We start from the raw sequence: 15704 nt of genomic DNA on the forward strand, positions 1-15704 counted from the left end.
CGAATTCGCCCAGAGGGGTCATGCCGAAACCGTCGACATGGACCGTCCATGACGCCTGGTTGGCCAGTTCGATGAACGCCACCACCACGTCGGCCTGACGGTGGGCGCCTCCTCGTTCGCGTGCGGGGCGGATCAGACCTGGCCGGCCTTCTCCAGGGCGGTGCAGCAGGTGTCGACGAGCAGGCGTGTGACGACGTACGGGTCGACGTTGGCGTTCGGGCGGCGGTCCTCGATGTAACCCTTGCCGTCCTTCTCGACCTGCCACGGGATGCGGACCGAGGCGCCACGGTTGGAGACGCCGTAGGAGTATTCGTTCCACGGGGCGGTCTCGTGCAGACCCGTCAGGCGGTCGTCGATGCCGGCGCCGTAGTTCTTGACGTGGTCGAGCGGCTTCGAGCCCTCGCCCAGCGACTCGCACGCGGTGATGATCGCGTCGTAGCCCTCGCGCATCGCCTTGGTGGAGAAGTTGGTGTGCGCGCCGGCGCCGTTCCAGTCGCCCTTGACCGGCTTGGGGTCGAGGGTCGCGGAGATGTTGAAGTCCTCGGCGGTGCGGTAGAGCAGCCAGCGGGCCACCCACAGCTGGTCGGAGACCTCCAGCGGCGCCAGCGGGCCGACCTGGAACTCCCACTGGCCGGGCATGACCTCGGCGTTGATGCCGGAGATGCCGAGGCCCGCCTTGAGACAGTTCTCGAGGTGTGCCTCGACGACGTCACGGCCGAAGATCTCGTCCGCGCCGACGCCGCAGTAGTAGCCGCCCTGCGGGGCCGGGAAGCCGCCGACGGGGAAGCCGAGCGGGCGCTCCCCGTCGAAGAAGGTGTATTCCTGCTCGATACCGAAGATCGACTCCTGCGCGGCGAACTTCTCCGCCACCTCGGCGAGCGCGGCACGGGTGTTGGACTCGTGCGGCGTCATGTCGATGTTCAGGACCTCGCACATCACGAGGACGTCGTCGCCGCCGCGGATCGGGTCCGGGAAGGTCGCGACGGGCTTGAGTACGCGGTCCGAGGCGTGCCCCTCGGCCTGGTTCGTGGAAGACCCGTCGAAGCCCCAGATCGGCAGCTCGGCACCCTTGGCGTCGTCGCCCAGTATCTTCGTCTTGGAACGGAGCTTGGCCGTCGGCTCGGTGCCGTCGATCCAGATGTACTCAGCCTTGAAGGTCACGGGCCACATCCTTCGGGGTGTGTCTTGGGCGCACTGCGGGTGCTGCGGCGCTGCGGCACCGTGGCGCCGCGGTAATGCCCGGCAGCCTGTCAACAGGCGATTTCCCGATCATTGCTCGAATGTGAACCCCGTGTTACCTGGTGCCTCTGTGCTGCGACTCACTCGCCGAGAGCGATTCGCGACCGCTATCGGCGGCCCGCTCGCGAAGCCCGCGAGCACACGCGTCGGCCCACCGTGTTCCTCCCGGTCCCGGTGGCGGCGGCTCGTATGCGATGGGTTTGCGGGCGCGCACCGGGCTCCGTGACCGCCGGGTGCGGTATCGAACTCGCTCTACGTGCCGGTCCTGCTGTCCGTGGCCGCGAACAGCAGGACGCACGACCCGCTTCGGGGGGCGGTCCGGGCCGCGGGGCTGCTGCCGTACGCGGCCCGGCCGGTACCGCCGTCCGGTCGGCGGAGTTCCTCGGTCGTCAGGTGTGGGCGCTCACCCCACCTTCTCGATCCGGGCCCGGCGGATCAGGAACTTGCCCGGCTCCCGGACCTGCTCGAACGCCGCGTTGTTGAGCAGTACGCAGCTGCCCGACACGGAGGTGACCTGCACGGTCGTGGACTTGTTGTTGTCCAGGTTCGTGACCTTGAGCTTGGTCCCGGCCGGGAACTGGTTGCTGGACGCGGCCGGGGCCCCGCCCTCCCCCGAGAGGGTGACGGTCGAGCCGTTGCAGACCTGCTGGCCGGTGGCGGCGCCACCACCACCCGTCCCCTGCGCGGGTGGTGCGGTGGTCTGCTGCTGCGCGGGTGTGGTCGTCGCCGGCTGGGCGGACTGCGCGGGCTGCGTGGTCTGGGAGCCCTGAGCCGACTCCCCAACCGCGCAACCGGACGCCTTCTGCTGCACCTTGATCTGCGCGATGACCGCCTCGCGGTTGGCGATCCGCGCCGCCGACTGCGCGTCGGGATTGGCCCGTTGGCCGTCGATGAACTTCTGGTTGTTGCCGAGGGCGGTGGTGAGCCCCTGGCAGACCGTCGAGTCCGCGGCGGACAGGGTCCGGCCGTTCTCGGTCTGCGCCGCGTTCGAGGTGGCCGCCATGGCGAACGCGCCACCTCCGGCCACGGCGGCGGCACTGACCAGCAGTGCGAGCTTCTTCTTGGGACTGAGAGTTCTCCTACGCGACATGCGTGCCTCCTGTCCTGGGCCGCCTCGTGCGGCGACCGGATGCGATCCGTGTGCCGCTATGTACGAGATCCCGAACAGGGTTACTCAATGGTTAACACGAGTCAGCGAAGTGGCTTGGGTCACATGCGAGTCAAGGCGTCCCGAACCGCTTCCTCCGTGCGTGCCACGACGGCCGTCCCGTCGTCCGCCGTGATGATCGGGCGCTGGATGAGCTTCGGGTGCTCGGCCAGTGCCTTGATCCACTGCCCGCGCGAACTGTCGTCCCGCGCCCACGACTTCAGGCCGAGCTCCTTGGCGAGGGCCTCCTGTGTCCGTGTGATGTCCCAGGGTTCGAGGTCCAGTCGCTCCAGTACGGCCCGGATCTCGTCCTCCGTGGGTACGTCCTCCAGGTAGCGGCGGACGGTGTACTCCGCACCCTCCGCGTCGAGCAGGCTGATGGCGCTGCGGCACTTCGAACAGGCCGGATTGATCCAGATCTCCATGCCGCACACGTTACGCGTGCCCCCTTTTCCACTGGCGTCACGGCGCCCCCGAGGCCCCTGTGGCCAGGGGTCGGTTCATCACAAGATCATCACTCCATCTCCATGTCTCTGTCATATGCCACGACCAGGAACTACCGTCATCCCACCCGAAGCACAACCAGGGGGCGAGATGACTGACCCGTACACAAGGCCGCCTGTTCCGCGCCCGCCGGACACGCGGCCTTGGCGTAAGCGCAAGCGCGTGTGGGCGGCCGGGATCCTCCTGTTCGCTCTGGGGGCCATGGGCGGCACCCAGAGTGCGCAGGACGAGGTGAACGCGGCGAAGGCCGCGGCTGCCGGCCCCCGTCCGACGGTCACAGTGACCGCCACCGCCACCGCCACCGTCGCCGCGACGCCGAAGCCGCGGGTCACCGTCACAAAGACGGTGCGGACGCCGGGCCCGACCAAGACGGTCACCGAGGCCGCGCAGGATGCCGGGGCGGCCACGAGTGGGAGCAGCGACACCGGCACCTGTTCGATCGTCTCCAACTCGGGCAACTGCTACGAGGCGGGGCAGTACTGCCGGAACGGGGACCACGGAGCTTCGACGACGGATGCCGGCGGTGCGGGCATCACGTGCGCCTACCGCAACGGGTGGCGCTGGACCTACTCCTGACGGCGTGAGCCGCGTCCTTCCCGATGGATGGCGGGCGGGTCCCCGTCGTGCCCACCGGAGGGTCTGTTCGAATTTGTCGCCGTCTCACGCACATCTCGCGGAACTGCTGTGACACGGCGGCAATTCCCTTGCCCACCTGGATGTTTGCCGGACTCTGTGGACTCCCCGGATGTCAGTGCCGGGCAGTAAACTAGAAGCAGTGTTCGAGGGTGTCGCCGGGGGGTCCGGATGGCGCCCTGACCGCGACAGGAGGATGCCCGTGCCCGCTGCCGCACTGAAGCCGCTGCCCACTCAGTCCACGTCCAAGAGGGCGGTCCTGATGGACCTGCCGTACGAGCCCGTGGCGAAGCGCCCGTTGCCGCCGGGGCGGCCTCGCGAGTGGTACGTCACGCACAACCGCCGGCTCAAGGCGATGCGTCTCGCGATCGCTCTGCTCGACTCCGGTGTGTACGTTCCGAATCAGGCCCGCGACGAGAAGATCCGCAGTACTGCGGAGGCGATCGGTGTTCATCCGCCGTCGGACACCACCTGCCACATGGTGCGCGCGCTGATGCGTTACGCGCGCTGAGCGCCGGGGGCGGCGGTGGTGACGTTCCTCGCCCCGCCGCCCCCACTCGGGGGCTCCGCCCCCGAACCCCCGATCGGCCTGAACGGCCTCGTCCTCAAACGCCGGACGGGCTGGAGATGCGGCCGGGGCAGGGGCTTTCAGGGGCGCGGGGAACTGCGCGACCAGCCCCCGCTCACCCGCGGCCGAACGAACCGGGCGGGTGGGGATGCGGGGCGAAGCTCCGCGCCCTCCCTTCCTGATCCGTCGTCAGTTCCTTCTCCAGGGGGGTTCGGAAGCGCGGGGTGATCCGGGTCGGGCCCAGCCAGGCCCGTAGGCGGGCGGCCTCCGTCTCGATGGCGGTCAGTGCCTCCCGCCCCACCGCGGCAGGGTCCAGCACCCGCCACACCAGGGCCCCGTCGGCCCGCTGCGCCCACCCTCCGACCACCCGCCCGTCCCACCACACCGTCGGACCGACATTCCCGCTGCCGTCGAAGAGGGCGGGGCGGAGGGAGGGGGAGAGGTACCAGTCCCGTTCCTGCCATCCCATGGCCGTCGGATCGAGCCCGGGGAGGAGCGCGGCCCACGGCGCGGCGGGGCCGGGGACGGGGGCGGTGTCGTCGGCGGTCACATATCCGGTGGCTCCGTCGTCGAGCGACACGGTCACCGCCCCGATCGCGGCCAGCGCCCGCCGCACATCGGTGACCTTCCACCCCGTCCACCACTTGAGGTCGGCCTCGGTGGCGGGCCCGCACACCGCGAGCCAGCGGCGCAGCAGCTCGGGCTGGGCCTCGGAGGGCGGGAGTTCGGGATGCGGCGGTGCCACGGCCCAGCGGAACTGGGTCGACGTCCAGGACCCCAGCGGGCGTCCACGCACCACCCGCCCTTCGACCCCGAGCACCCGCATCAGCCGGGACGACACGGTGTGCGCGCTCTCGTAACTGCGCCCCGCGCCGTACGTGAACTGCTCCCTCAACCGCGGCTCGTCCTGGACGAGTTCGTTCACCGTGGCCTGCCCGCGCCGCGCCAGCGCGGTGAGCGCGGACGCCTCCACCTCGGTGAGCCACTCCTCGGTCAGCCGCCCGTCGCTGCCGCTCACCATGTCCTTGACCAGCCCGGCCCGGGCCTTCGCGGCGATCGCGAGCCCCGTCGAGGCGTGCACCACCGCGGCCAGCTCGGTGGGGAACACGAACACGGTGTGCCGCATGCCGTGCATCCGTACCAGCGTCCGGTCCTCGTACAGCGCCCGGTCGAGCTCCGCCACCGTCTTCCCGGCGTCCGCGACCCGCGCGCCCACCGCCAGGTACACCGTCGCCGGATCGGTCCCGTGCAGTGCGACCAGGGACCCGGCGACCTCCTCGGGGCTCGCCGCGCGCGCCGTCCCCGCGAGCCGGTGCCGCAGGGCGAGCCTGGCCCGCCGCTCCGCCGCTGCGATGTGCCGTCGCTCCTCGCCCACGCCGCCTCCCTCTCGTAGCTGCCGTCCCCGCATCCTCTCGCGCCTCACCCGATCGCCGCCCCCGCCATGCGTACGCCCTGCGCACGGCCTTGACTGAAACGGGAATCCGCAGTGGAACGTCGGGAGACGACATGGCGCGGCACGCGAGGCAGGGGATATGCGGGACAGGCGGGGTACACGGGGTGAGCGGGATACGAGCGCCCGGCGTACGGCGGACCGGCCCGGGGGCCGTGGCTGTCGTGCTCCTCCTGGCTCTCGGCGCCGCCCTGGCCGGCTGTTCCGACGGCACCACCCCGTCCGACGTGGCCTCCGCCGCCTCCTCCCTCGCGTCCGAGGCCGGCGGCACCCTCGCCTCGGCGACAGCCGAGGCCGGGCGGAAGTTCGACGAGTTCAAGAACGGTCTGAATGCCAAGGACGAGGTGAAGCTCGGCGGCCAGGTGACCATCGACTCCGCGGGCCGGGCCACCGTCAAGGCCACCGCCACCAACCCGACGTCCGCGGCGAAGACGTACGCGGTCCAGGTCGACTTCCGCGACAAGGGCGGCAACCTCCTCGACACGGTCGTCGTCACCCTGAACGACGTCCCGGCGGGCGCGGCCAAGGACGCAACCGCCCGCAGCAACCGCACCCTCTCCGGAGACGTCACCGCCGACGTAGCCCGCGCCGTGCGGGCCTGACACCCGCAAACGCGCCTCCCGCTCCGGCGACCGTCCTGCCGTCGCCGTCGCCGTCGCCGTCGCCGTCGCCGATGCCTTCAGCCGTACAGCTCGAACAGTCCGGTCACATACGCCGTCAGCCGTTCGCCCAGCAGCTCGGGGGTCAGGTCCGTGCGCCCCAGTTCCCGCCACGGCACCGCGAGCTTCTCGGCGTCGGGGGAGTAGGCCAGCGCGTCCAGCAGCCGCCAGTACAAGTGTTCCCCGGCGTCGGCCGGTCGGCGTCCGCCGTGTGCCTCGTACCGCGCGCGGAACCCCAGGCCGTACGCCTCCCCGTGCAGCAGCGCGAGGGCCGTGGAGCAGTGGGCCACGTCCAGGTCGGCGGGCCCCCACGAGGTCTCCACCCAGTCGACCACCCCACTGATCCGCAGTGTGTCGCCCGCGCCGGTGAAGAGCACATTGCCGGGATGGAAGTCCCGGTGCAGGAAACACCCTTCGTACGCCGGGGGTTCGCGCCTGATCACGTCCACCGCCCGCTCCCACAGCACGCCCCGGGGCGCACGGACACGTTCGGGCGAGGTCCATGCCTGGTAGGGACGTGGGCGGTCGGCCGGAACCACCGCGTGGATACGGGCAAGTTGGCCGGCCAGCAGGTCGATGCGCCGGTCCAGGTCCTCCTCGTCGACCCGTACCCCGCCCGGCAGCCAGGACATCAACAGCGAAGGGTGGTCGCAGTGTTCGGCGGCGGCGTCGACGGCCTGGAGCTCGGGCGCGGGCACGTCCTCGTACGGGGCGAGCAGGGTGAGGACGGACGCCTCGCGGGCCAGCAGGCCGGGCGCATGACGGCGGTAGAAGGGTTTCACGAACGACCGCAGCACCAGACCCGTACCGTCGTCGAGGGTGAGCCGGCGCATCTGGGAGCTCCAGCCGCCACGCAGGGCCGTGGACTCCCGTACGCTCCTGCCGGCCGGAAGCTGTCTGGCCACCCAGCCGCGGGTCGCGGTCCACCCCCGCTCACCCAGTCCCACAAGTACGGCGTCCACGAACCGGGCCCGGTCGGCGGCGTGTTCGCGCAGCCACAGGCCCAGCATGTGGTCGGCATCGGGGAATTCGAGCCGGGTGAACTGGGCACGGGCGGTGAGAGCGTCCGTCACGGCCTCGGTGACGGCGGGCGGGATGACGGCGTCCGTACCGGGTACGGCGAGGACCGCACGGCCGTCGTACCCGCGCAGCACATCGAGCGCCGGGGCCTGCCGCCAGCTGTCCGGCGCCCGGATGATCTCGCTGAAGCGCCCTCCCCCACTCTCGACTTCGCCCGAGCGGGAGGTACCCCCATCCTCCCCGAACGGAACCTGCCACGCCTCGGCGCCGTACACCGCGGGCGCGCACAGGCCCAGCGCCACCACGCGCCGCCCGTAGTGCCCGGCGAGATCGGCCACCGTCTGGCCGCTCATGCTGAACCCGACGAGGATCAGCGGTCCGTCCGCCGGGACCGACGCGTCGATGACGGAGACGGCCTGCTCGAAGCGTCGGCGCAGGCTCAGGTCCTTGAGTTCGCCCGAACTCTCGCCGTGTCCGGAGAAGTCGAGGGCGAGGCTCCGGCAGCCGCGTGCCACGAACTCCTCCAGCAGCGGCAGCAGTCGCTCCTTGTTGCCGAGGCCCGCGCCGTGCAGCAGGACGACGGTGGCCGTGGCGCCACGGTCATCGCCATGGCCGGTGCCATGGCCGTCGTCACCGCCGCCGCTGACACAGCTCAGTCGTTCACCGTCGTGGTCGAGTGCGAAGGAGGCGAGCATCCGCCCATTTACCCATGACCCCCAATGACCCACGCCCGCTTTTCAGCCACGTCTGCTTTTCGTCGGACAGGCATCAGGTGGCGGACTCGGGGCTACTCTCTACGCACCGACCGACGGGGACCCACCCCCAGCGCCCTGTCGGCACACAGCCACCCACGCACACAAGGAGTCCCGTCATGGGAACCTTGATCGTTTCCGCGACCGTGACCCTGGTCGTCCTGGGCTTCTCGAACCACGTCCTGTGGCTCGCCGCGATCGCCCTGCTCTTCGTGTACGCCCGTTACGGCCGTACCTGGGGCAGCACGTCCGCGGCGGCGCCCTCGGGCACGTCCGGTTCCCCGGCCCGTCCGGACACCAGTTACCGTGCCTACCGTCAGCGTCGTGACCAGCAGGCCAAGTGGGAGCGCCGCTACCGCCGCGAGCGTCCGCTGGAGGCCCGCCGCCAGGAACGCCGGACGTAGCACCCGGACGTCGGTTCCCGGGAGGTCACAGACCCGGGGCGCCCCAGATGGGGAACCAGCGGCTGAGGTCCTGCTCGATCCGCAGATCGTCCGCGAGCGCGGCCTTGACCTGCAGCTCCAGCGCGTTGTCGCGCCGTTGGGCCTCCCCGGCCAGCGGTGCGAAGGGATAGAAGGTGCCGCGCTTGTAGAGGTAGACGAGCCCGAGCCGTCGCTGCCCGGTGTCCTGGAAGCCGGCCACGGAGCAGAGCAGCTGCGGTCCGAAGCCGCTGTCCTCCAGCGCGCTGTTGACCGCGTGCAGATCACCGACCAGCGCGGGCAGATCGTCCGGTTCCCGCCGCGAGACCAGCCACGAATACCCGTACTCGTCCCGGCTGACCTCCACCGGCGGACCCGTGCGTTCGGCATCCGCGTCGAGCAGCTCCTGCACCTCCTGGTGCGCCTGGGCGAAGGCCCCGCCCTCGACGCTCGCGAAACACACCGCGCCCGTCCCGGTCGGGGTGAACCCGGCGGCGGCCTGCAGGGTCACGGCCGCCGACGGCAGCCCGAAGAGCTGGTCGAGATCGGGCGCGACGGCCTTGGTGCGCCCGAGCAGGATGTCCAGGAACCCCATGCAGTCGGCTGCCTTTCCGGAAGGGACGAAGGGCCATGGCCCAGGAGGGACAAGAGGGTCAGGAAGAGTCAGGAAGCGGCAGGAGGAGTCACGTGGTGCTCTCCGGAGTCGCCGCCTCGCCCAGCTCCGCCGAGATCCTGCCCAGTTGTTCGAGCCGCTGCTCCAGGCTGGGGTGGGTCGAGAAGAGCTTCGCGATCCCCGGTTCGGCACCGAAGGCCGGCGTGAAGTAGAACGCGTTGAACGCCTGTGCCGTCCGCAGGTCCTTGGTCGGGATCCGCGCGATGTCCCCGGAGACCTTCGTCAGCGCGGACGCCAGCGCCGAGGGCCGGCCGGTGAGCAGGGCGGCGGACCGGTCGGCGGCCAGCTCGCGGTACCGGGACAGGGCCCGGATGAGCAGGAAGCTGATCGCGTACACGGCCGCGGAGACGGCCATCACCGCCATGAAGATCGCCACGGTGTTCTGGTCCTTGCGGCCACGCCCGCCGAAGAGCTGCGAGTAGAAGGCGAACCGCACGATCAGACCGGCGATCACCCCGAGGAACGAGGCCACGGTGATCACGGCGACGTCCTTGTGCGCCACGTGCGACAGCTCGTGCGCGAGCACGCCCTCCAGCTCGTCGGGCTCCAGCCGCCGCAGCAGCCCGGTGGTCACGCAGAGGACCGCGTGATCGGCGTTCCGCCCGGTCGCGAACGCGTTCGGCATGTCGATGTCCGACACGGCGACCAGCGGCTTCGGCATGTCGGCGACGGCACACAGCCGGTCGACGACCCCGTGCAGCTGCGGATACTCCTCGCGCTCCACGATCCGGCCGTGCATCGCGTAGAGCGCGATCCGGTCCGAGAACCAGTACTGCGCGCCGAGAACCAGGGCCGCGACGATCACGACCAGCACCCAGGACTTGAGCAGCACGATCAACGCGGCGACGAAGGCCACGTACAGCAATCCGAGCAGGAACAGCGTGACCGTCATGCGTACGGTCAACCGCGGATCGCTCCGGAACCGGCTCTGCATCTGCATCACCCCCGCAGTAAGGCACTCGTCCCGCTGTCCAGTGTGCACCTGCGGATGCCCATGAAGCGGTTCCGAACACCCCTAGGAGGTGCAAAGGCAACCTGTGGGATTCCGTGCGAGATCTGGGGGATTCCGCCCAAGATGCTGAGTGGTCGATCGCCGACTAGCCTTTATTCGCGAGCAGCTCTTAGTGAAAAGAGCCGCCATCGGAGTACGCCCGCTGCACGCGTCGGCGGTTTGAACGTACTCCCCGTACTCGGGCGAGCATCGCGCCGGACCCGCTCCGCCGCGGTCACGGCCATCTGCCATCCGTCTCGTGCCTCCGAAAGACCGCACGAGGGGTGCAAGGAGGATTCATCCATGAAGGCACAACGTGCGAGGCGCTTCTTCGCGGTATCCGCCATCGGCGTTCTGATGGCCGGAGGCGCCGCGATCGGCGCAGCAGGTACGGCCTCGGCAGCTGCCCCGGCCCAAGCCCCGACCCAGGTCACCACCTTCGGCTGTTCCAACTGGGGTGGCCGTGGATTCGGGAACAACTGCGGGTTCGGCTTCAACAACGGCTTCAACAACGGCTTCAACACCGGCTTCAACCGTTTCGGCTTCAACAACGGCTTCGGCTTCAACAACGGCTTCAACAACGGCTTCGGTGGTGGAGTCGTAGTCATCGTGGTGCCCTGACGGACCACGGCCGAGGGCCGCCACCTGTACTCACAGGTGGCGGCCCTCAGTTTTTCAGACGTCTTTTTTCAGGCGTCTGTCGTGATCTTTAGACGTCGTAGTACATCTTTAGACGTCGTAGTACAGCTCGAACTCGTGCGGGTGCGGACGCAGCTGCAGCGGCGCGATCTCGTTCGTGCGCTTGTAGTCGATCCACGTCTCGATCAGGTCGGACGTGAAGACGTCGCCCGCGAGCAGGAACTCGTGGTCGGCCTCGAGGCGGTCGAGGACGGCCGGGAGGGACGTCGGGACCTGGGCGACGCCCGCGTGCTCCTCGGGGGCGAGCTCGTAGAGGTCCTTGTCGATCGGCTCGGCCGGCTCGACCTTGTTCTTGATGCCGTCGAGGCCCGCGAGCAGCAGGGCGGAGAAGGCCAGGTACGGGTTACCGGAGGAGTCGGGCGCACGGAACTCGACGCGCTTGGCCTTCGGGTTCGAACCGGTGATCGGGATACGCATGGCAGCGGAGCGGTTGCGCTGCGAGTACACCAGGTTGACCGGGGCTTCGAAGCCGGGGACCAGACGGTGGTACGAGTTCACCGTCGGGTTCGTGAAGGCGAGGAGCGACGGGGCGTGCTTGAGGATGCCGCCGATGTAGTAGCGGGCGGTGTCCGAGAGGCCCGCGTAACCGGCCTCGTCGTAGAACAGCGGGTCGCCGTTGGCCCACAGCGACTGGTGGACGTGCATGCCCGAGCCGTTGTCGCCGAAGATCGGCTTCGGCATGAAGGTCGCGGTCTTGCCGTTGCGCCAGGCGACGTTCTTCACGATGTACTTGAAGAGCTGGAGGTCGTCGGCCGCGGCGAGCAGCGTGTTGAACTTGTAGTTGATCTCGGCCTGGCCGGCGGTGCCCACCTCGTGGTGCTGGCGCTCGACCTGGAGGCCGGACTTGGCCAGCTCCAGGGAGATCTCGGCACGCAGGTCGGCGAAGTGGTCGACCGGCGGGGTCGGGAAGTAGCCGCCCTTGTAGCGGACCTTGTAACCACGGTTGTCCTCGAGGGCACCGGTGTTCCAGGCGCCGGCCTCGGAGTCGATGTGGTAGAAGGCCTCGTTCGACTTGGTGTCGAAGCGCACGCTGTCGAAGACGTAGAACTCGGCCTCGGGGCCGAAGTACGCGGTGTCGGCGATGCCGGTCGACGCGAGGTAGGCCTCGGCCTTCTTCGCCACGTTGCGCGGGTCACGGGAGTACTGCTCGCCCGTGATCGGGTCGTGGATGAAGAAGTTGATGTTGACCGTCTTGTCGCGGCGGAAGGGGTCGACGCGCGCGGTGGACAGGTCGGCGCGGAGCGCCATGTCGGACTCGTGGATGGCCTGGAAGCCGCGGATCGAGGAGCCGTCGAACGCGAGCTCCTCGGCCGGGTCGAAGGCCTCGGCCGGGATCGTGAAGTGCTGCATCACGCCCGGCAGGTCGCAGAAGCGGACGTCGACGAACTTGACGTCCTCGTCCGCGATGAACTTCTTGGCCTCGTCGGCGTTCTGGAACATCCAGCTCCTCCTACTCCCGCCCACAGTGGACCGGGGTGGTAGTTCGTTCGTGCGGCCAGTGCGGTGGCACACGCTGGAGCCGACCATAGGGATGGGGGATTTCTCCAGCGTGACCCATTTGTTTCGCCCAAGTTAACCGACCTGGGGCAGCCGGGCCCCTCCTGTCCGTATGCCAAAACGGGCGCAGTACCGTGGACGGGTGGACAACAGGCAAGCAATCGGATCGTGGCTCTCCGGACCCCGCGCGGCCCTGGAGGACGCCGGTGCCGACCTCGGATACCGAGGCGAACAGCTGGGTCTGCCGGAACAGGGCCCCGGCTCCATCGCCCGCCCCGGCCGCAGGCTGGGCGCCCTCGCCATCGACTGGGCCCTGTGCCTGTTGATCGCATACGGACTGCTCACCCACGGCTACAAGCCGGGGTCGACGGGCAACTGGGCCCTGCTCGTCTTCTTCGTCCTGGGCGTCCTGACCGTCGGCACGGTCGGCTTCACCCCGGGCAAGCGCCTCCTGGGCCTGCGGATCGTCCCCGAGGGCGGCGGCCGTCTCAACCCGCTGCGTGTCCTGCTGCGCACCGCCCTGCTGTGCGTGGCCGTCCCCGCCCTGATCTGGGACCGCGACGGCCGGGGCCTGCACGACCGCATGGCCCGCACGATCGAGGTCCGGGCCTAGCGACCGGGCACCAGGCCCGTACGACGACACCCGGCTCGTATGACGGCACCCGGCTCCTATGACGGCGGCCCGTATGACGGCGCCCGGCTCGTATGACGGCGCTCGGCTCGTATGACGACACCCGGCTCGTATGACGGCGCCCGGTCCGTATGACGGCGGCCCGTATGACGGCGCCCGGCTCGTATGACGGCACCCGGCCCGTATGACGACACCCGGCCTGTACGACGAGTGGTGCGACGAGCGGTACGACGATGGGGGCGCCCGGAGTGATCCGGGCGCCCCCATCGTCGTAACTCTGCTCAGAGGAGTGTCAGCGGGCCTTCGGTCCGCCGCGCGGCATCCGCATGCCCTTGGGCATCGGACCCTTCGGAAGGGGCATGTTGCTCATCAGGTCGCCCATCGCGCGCAACCGGTCGTTGGTGGCCGTCACCTGCGGGCCGGTCAGGACGCGGGGGAACTTCAGCATCGTGGTGCGGAGCTTCTTCAGCCCGACCTGACCCTCACCGGTGCCCACGAGCACGTCGTGCACGGGCACATCGGCGACGATCCGCGCCATCTTCTTCTTCTCGGCCGCCAGCAGGCTCTTCACCCGGTTCGGGTTGCCCTCGGCCACCAGCACGATGCCGGCCTTGCCGACCGCGCGGTGCACCACGTCCTGGCTGCGGTTCATCGCCACCGCCGGAGTCGTGGTCCAGCCCCGGCCGATGTTGTCCAGCACGGCCGCGGCTGCGCCCGGCTGGCCTTCCATCTGCCCGAACGCGGCTCGCTCGGCCCTGCGCCCGAAGACGATCGCCGTCGCGAGGAAGGCGAGCAGGAGGCCGAGAATGCCCAGGTAGTACGGGTGGTCGATCAAGAGGCCGATCGCGAGGAAGACACCGAAGGTGACGATTCCGACTGCCGCGAGTACAAGACCGATCTTGGAGTCGGCCTTGCGAGTCATCTTGTAGGTCAGAGCGATCTGCTTGAGTCGCCCGGGGTTCGCAGCGTCCGCTGCAGTTTCCTTCCTCGCCATGCCACGAAGTCTACGTGGCCCGACAAGCGCCGACGACGGCAGTGTCCGGGCGGGCGGCGGCAGTGCCCGCACGGGGGTCCGGCGGCGGCTACGAACGCGTCGCCACGGACTCCAGCACGCGCTGCGCCTCGACCCGGTCCTTGGCGCGGCGGCGGTCCTCCAGCACGGAGGTCCAGGCGTTGCGGCGGGCGGTGCGCTGACCGCTGCTCATGAGCAGCGACTCGACGGCACGGAGTGCATCGGTGAACGACGGGATGGCTGTGGCGCGTACGGGCGCGGCCTGCATGATGGAGGTCCCCCCTCGGGATGGCGGCTCTGGACGGGGCGGTACGTGGCGTAAGACCAGGGTCACTGATTGGTGTTACCAGGGCGTGACCGACCGGTCAAACACCAATGAAGCCTTGATGCGGCGGGCCTCCAGCCTGACGCTGTCCTGACGCCTGTTCCCATCTGCGTGGACAGTCGGCAGCGCGGTGAATTGGCCACATTGTGGGGGGAGTTGCTTGTGCGCCGATTCACACGCGAGCGGTGGCACTGAGTGCCACCGCTCGCGTTGCAGAGCGTTTCAAATTGTGTCGCCCGCACTGCTCCGTACGGGTGTTCAGACCGCCTGCGAGGCGACGTACGCGCCCCGCTTCTCGATGGCCATCTGGTACAGCCGGCCGGCGCGGTACGAGGAGCGCACCAGCGGGCCCGACATGACACCGGAGAAGCCGATCTGCTCGGCCTCCTCCTTCAGCTCCACGAACTCGTGCGGCTTGACCCAGCGCTCCACGGGGTGGTGGCGCACGGAGGGACGCAGGTACTGCGTGATGGTCACCAGCTCGCAGCCCGCCTCGTGCAGCTGCGTGAGGGCCTCGCTGACCTCCTCGCGGGTCTCGCCCATGCCGAGGATGAGGTTCGACTTCGTGACCAGACCGTAGTCGCGCGCCTCGGTGATGACCTTCAGTGAGCGCTCGTAGCGGAAGCCCGGGCGGATGCGCTTGAAGATCCGGGGGACCGTCTCGACGTTGTGCGCGAAGACCTCCGGGCGGGACGAGAAGACCTCGGCGAGCTGGGCGGGCTCGGCGTTGAAGTCGGGGGCGAGGAGCTCGACCTTGGTGCGGCCGGCCTCGCGCTCCGCCGTCTGCCGGTGGATCTGGCGGACCGTCTCGGCGTACAGCCACGCCCCGCCGTCCTCCAGGTCGTCGCGGGCGACGCCGGTGATGGTGGCGTAGTTCAGGTCCATCGTGACCACGGACTCGCCCACGCGACGGGGCTCGTCGCGGTCGAGTGCCTCCGGCTTGCCCGTGTCGATCTGGCAGAAGTCGCAGCGCCGGGTGCACTGGTCGCCGCCGATCAGGAACGTGGCCTCGCGGTCTTCCCAGCACTCGTAGATGTTGGGGCAGCCCGCCTCCTGGCAGACCGTGTGCAGGCCCTCGCTCTTCACGAGGTTCTGCATCTTCGTGTACTCGGGGCCCATTTTCGCCCGGGTCTTGATCCACTCGGGCTTGCGCTCGATGGGGGTCTGGGCGTTCCGGACCTCCAGGCGCAGCATTTTGCGTCCGTCGGGTGCGACTGCGGACACATCGGCTCCCTGTAGCTTCGATTCTTCGGCGTACACCAGGGTACGCCCGTACGGTTCTCGGCCCCCGGGGTGGGCAACCTTGCGGACCGGGGGTGCATTCCCGGGCTTTCCTCGCCCCCGCCGCCCCTGCCCGTCCCACCCCTGGGGGCTGCCGCCCCGAGCCCCCGCATCGGCCTGCACGGCCTCGTCCTCAAACGCCGGACGGGCTGGAGATGCGGGGCCGGGTGGGCGGGGGCGGGACTCGTCCTCAAACGCCGGACG

17 protein-coding genes and 1 pseudogene are annotated in these 15704 nt (G+C 69.6%); 6 read left to right on the forward strand and 12 right to left on the reverse strand.

Features of this window, described 5'->3' with window-relative positions; translation table 11 throughout:
* The 4 genes and pseudogenes from ABZ656_RS36995 to ABZ656_RS37010 form a co-directional block, all read right to left on the reverse strand.
* Positions 1 to 106: pseudogene (locus ABZ656_RS36995) on the reverse strand (GNAT family N-acetyltransferase); the annotation flags it as partial.
* A gap of 26 nt (positions 107 to 132) precedes the next feature.
* Entirely contained in the window at positions 133 to 1161 is a 1029-nt protein-coding gene (gene glnII, locus ABZ656_RS37000; RefSeq protein WP_101405551.1) for a glutamine synthetase, read from the reverse strand.
* 481 nt (positions 1162 to 1642) lie between these two features.
* Positions 1643 to 2329, reverse strand: coding sequence for a hypothetical protein (locus ABZ656_RS37005; RefSeq protein WP_101405552.1), 687 nt, complete (start codon positions 2327 to 2329; stop codon positions 1643 to 1645).
* A 119-nt stretch (positions 2330 to 2448) separates the two neighbouring features.
* On the reverse strand, positions 2449 to 2811 hold the full coding sequence (locus ABZ656_RS37010; RefSeq protein ID WP_101405553.1) for an arsenate reductase family protein: 363 nt from the start codon (positions 2809 to 2811) through the stop codon (positions 2449 to 2451).
* A 169-nt stretch (positions 2812 to 2980) separates the two neighbouring features.
* On the opposite strand from ABZ656_RS37010, the gene ABZ656_RS37015 reads away from it, so the two are divergent.
* Together ABZ656_RS37015 and ABZ656_RS37020 are read left to right on the forward strand one after the other, a co-directional pair.
* Positions 2981 to 3466, forward strand: a complete 486-nt coding sequence (locus tag ABZ656_RS37015; RefSeq protein ID WP_360274066.1) for a hypothetical protein — start codon at positions 2981 to 2983, stop codon at positions 3464 to 3466.
* A 259-nt stretch (positions 3467 to 3725) separates the two neighbouring features.
* The gene (locus tag ABZ656_RS37020; RefSeq protein WP_101405555.1) at positions 3726 to 4034 is read left to right on the forward strand and encodes a hypothetical protein; all 309 of its coding nucleotides are present in this window, start codon (positions 3726 to 3728) and stop codon (positions 4032 to 4034) included.
* A gap of 172 nt (positions 4035 to 4206) precedes the next feature.
* Here ABZ656_RS37020 and ABZ656_RS37025 read toward each other — a convergent pair whose 3' ends face one another.
* The gene (locus ABZ656_RS37025; protein ID WP_360274069.1) at positions 4207 to 5466 is read right to left on the reverse strand and encodes a winged helix DNA-binding domain-containing protein; all 1260 of its coding nucleotides are present in this window, start codon (positions 5464 to 5466) and stop codon (positions 4207 to 4209) included.
* A 182-nt stretch (positions 5467 to 5648) separates the two neighbouring features.
* On the opposite strand from ABZ656_RS37025, the gene ABZ656_RS37030 reads away from it, so the two are divergent.
* Positions 5649 to 6143, forward strand: coding sequence for an FxLYD domain-containing protein (locus tag ABZ656_RS37030; protein ID WP_360274072.1), 495 nt, complete (start codon positions 5649 to 5651; stop codon positions 6141 to 6143).
* A 77-nt stretch (positions 6144 to 6220) separates the two neighbouring features.
* On the opposite strand, the gene ABZ656_RS37035 is transcribed toward ABZ656_RS37030, so the two are convergent.
* Positions 6221 to 7915, reverse strand: a complete 1695-nt coding sequence (locus ABZ656_RS37035) for an alpha/beta fold hydrolase (protein WP_360274075.1) — start codon at positions 7913 to 7915, stop codon at positions 6221 to 6223.
* Positions 7916 to 8091: 176 nt separating this feature from the next.
* Between ABZ656_RS37035 and ABZ656_RS37040 the strand changes: the two genes are divergently transcribed.
* The gene (locus ABZ656_RS37040) at positions 8092 to 8376 is read left to right on the forward strand and encodes a hypothetical protein (RefSeq protein ID WP_101405559.1); all 285 of its coding nucleotides are present in this window, start codon (positions 8092 to 8094) and stop codon (positions 8374 to 8376) included.
* A gap of 25 nt (positions 8377 to 8401) precedes the next feature.
* Here the strand turns inward: ABZ656_RS37040 and ABZ656_RS37045 are convergent, their stop codons facing one another.
* Entirely contained in the window at positions 8402 to 8986 is a 585-nt protein-coding gene (locus ABZ656_RS37045) for a hypothetical protein (RefSeq protein WP_101405560.1), read from the reverse strand.
* 88 nt (positions 8987 to 9074) lie between these two features.
* The gene (gene htpX / locus ABZ656_RS37050; protein WP_101408189.1) at positions 9075 to 9998 is read right to left on the reverse strand and encodes a zinc metalloprotease HtpX; all 924 of its coding nucleotides are present in this window, start codon (positions 9996 to 9998) and stop codon (positions 9075 to 9077) included.
* 360 nt (positions 9999 to 10358) lie between these two features.
* On the opposite strand from htpX, the gene ABZ656_RS37055 reads away from it, so the two are divergent.
* Positions 10359 to 10676, forward strand: coding sequence for a hypothetical protein (locus tag ABZ656_RS37055; RefSeq protein WP_101405561.1), 318 nt, complete (start codon positions 10359 to 10361; stop codon positions 10674 to 10676).
* A gap of 108 nt (positions 10677 to 10784) precedes the next feature.
* On the opposite strand, the gene glnA is transcribed toward ABZ656_RS37055, so the two are convergent.
* Positions 10785 to 12194, reverse strand: a complete 1410-nt coding sequence (gene glnA / locus ABZ656_RS37060) for a type I glutamate--ammonia ligase (protein WP_099923052.1) — start codon at positions 12192 to 12194, stop codon at positions 10785 to 10787.
* A 199-nt stretch (positions 12195 to 12393) separates the two neighbouring features.
* On the opposite strand from glnA, the gene ABZ656_RS37065 reads away from it, so the two are divergent.
* Positions 12394 to 12864, forward strand: a complete 471-nt coding sequence (locus ABZ656_RS37065; RefSeq protein WP_101405562.1) for an RDD family protein — start codon at positions 12394 to 12396, stop codon at positions 12862 to 12864.
* A 310-nt stretch (positions 12865 to 13174) separates the two neighbouring features.
* On the opposite strand, the gene ABZ656_RS37070 is transcribed toward ABZ656_RS37065, so the two are convergent.
* The 3 genes from ABZ656_RS37070 to lipA all read right to left on the reverse strand — a co-directional run bounded on the left by ABZ656_RS37070 (position 13175) and on the right by lipA (position 15443).
* On the reverse strand, positions 13175 to 13876 hold the full coding sequence (locus ABZ656_RS37070) for a DUF4191 domain-containing protein (RefSeq protein WP_101405563.1): 702 nt from the start codon (positions 13874 to 13876) through the stop codon (positions 13175 to 13177).
* Between the two features lie 88 nt (positions 13877 to 13964).
* Positions 13965 to 14162, reverse strand: coding sequence for a hypothetical protein (locus ABZ656_RS37075; RefSeq protein ID WP_054229278.1), 198 nt, complete (start codon positions 14160 to 14162; stop codon positions 13965 to 13967).
* Positions 14163 to 14477: 315 nt separating this feature from the next.
* Positions 14478 to 15443 carry a lipoyl synthase gene (gene lipA, locus ABZ656_RS37080; RefSeq protein WP_054229279.1) on the reverse strand — a complete coding sequence of 322 codons (966 nt, stop codon included), beginning with the start codon at positions 15441 to 15443 and terminating at the stop codon, positions 14478 to 14480.
* Positions 15444 to 15704: the final 261 nt, after the last annotated feature.

This window comes from Streptomyces sp. NPDC007095 (assembly GCF_040634475.1).
Taxonomy (GTDB): domain Bacteria; phylum Actinomycetota; class Actinomycetes; order Streptomycetales; family Streptomycetaceae; genus Streptomyces.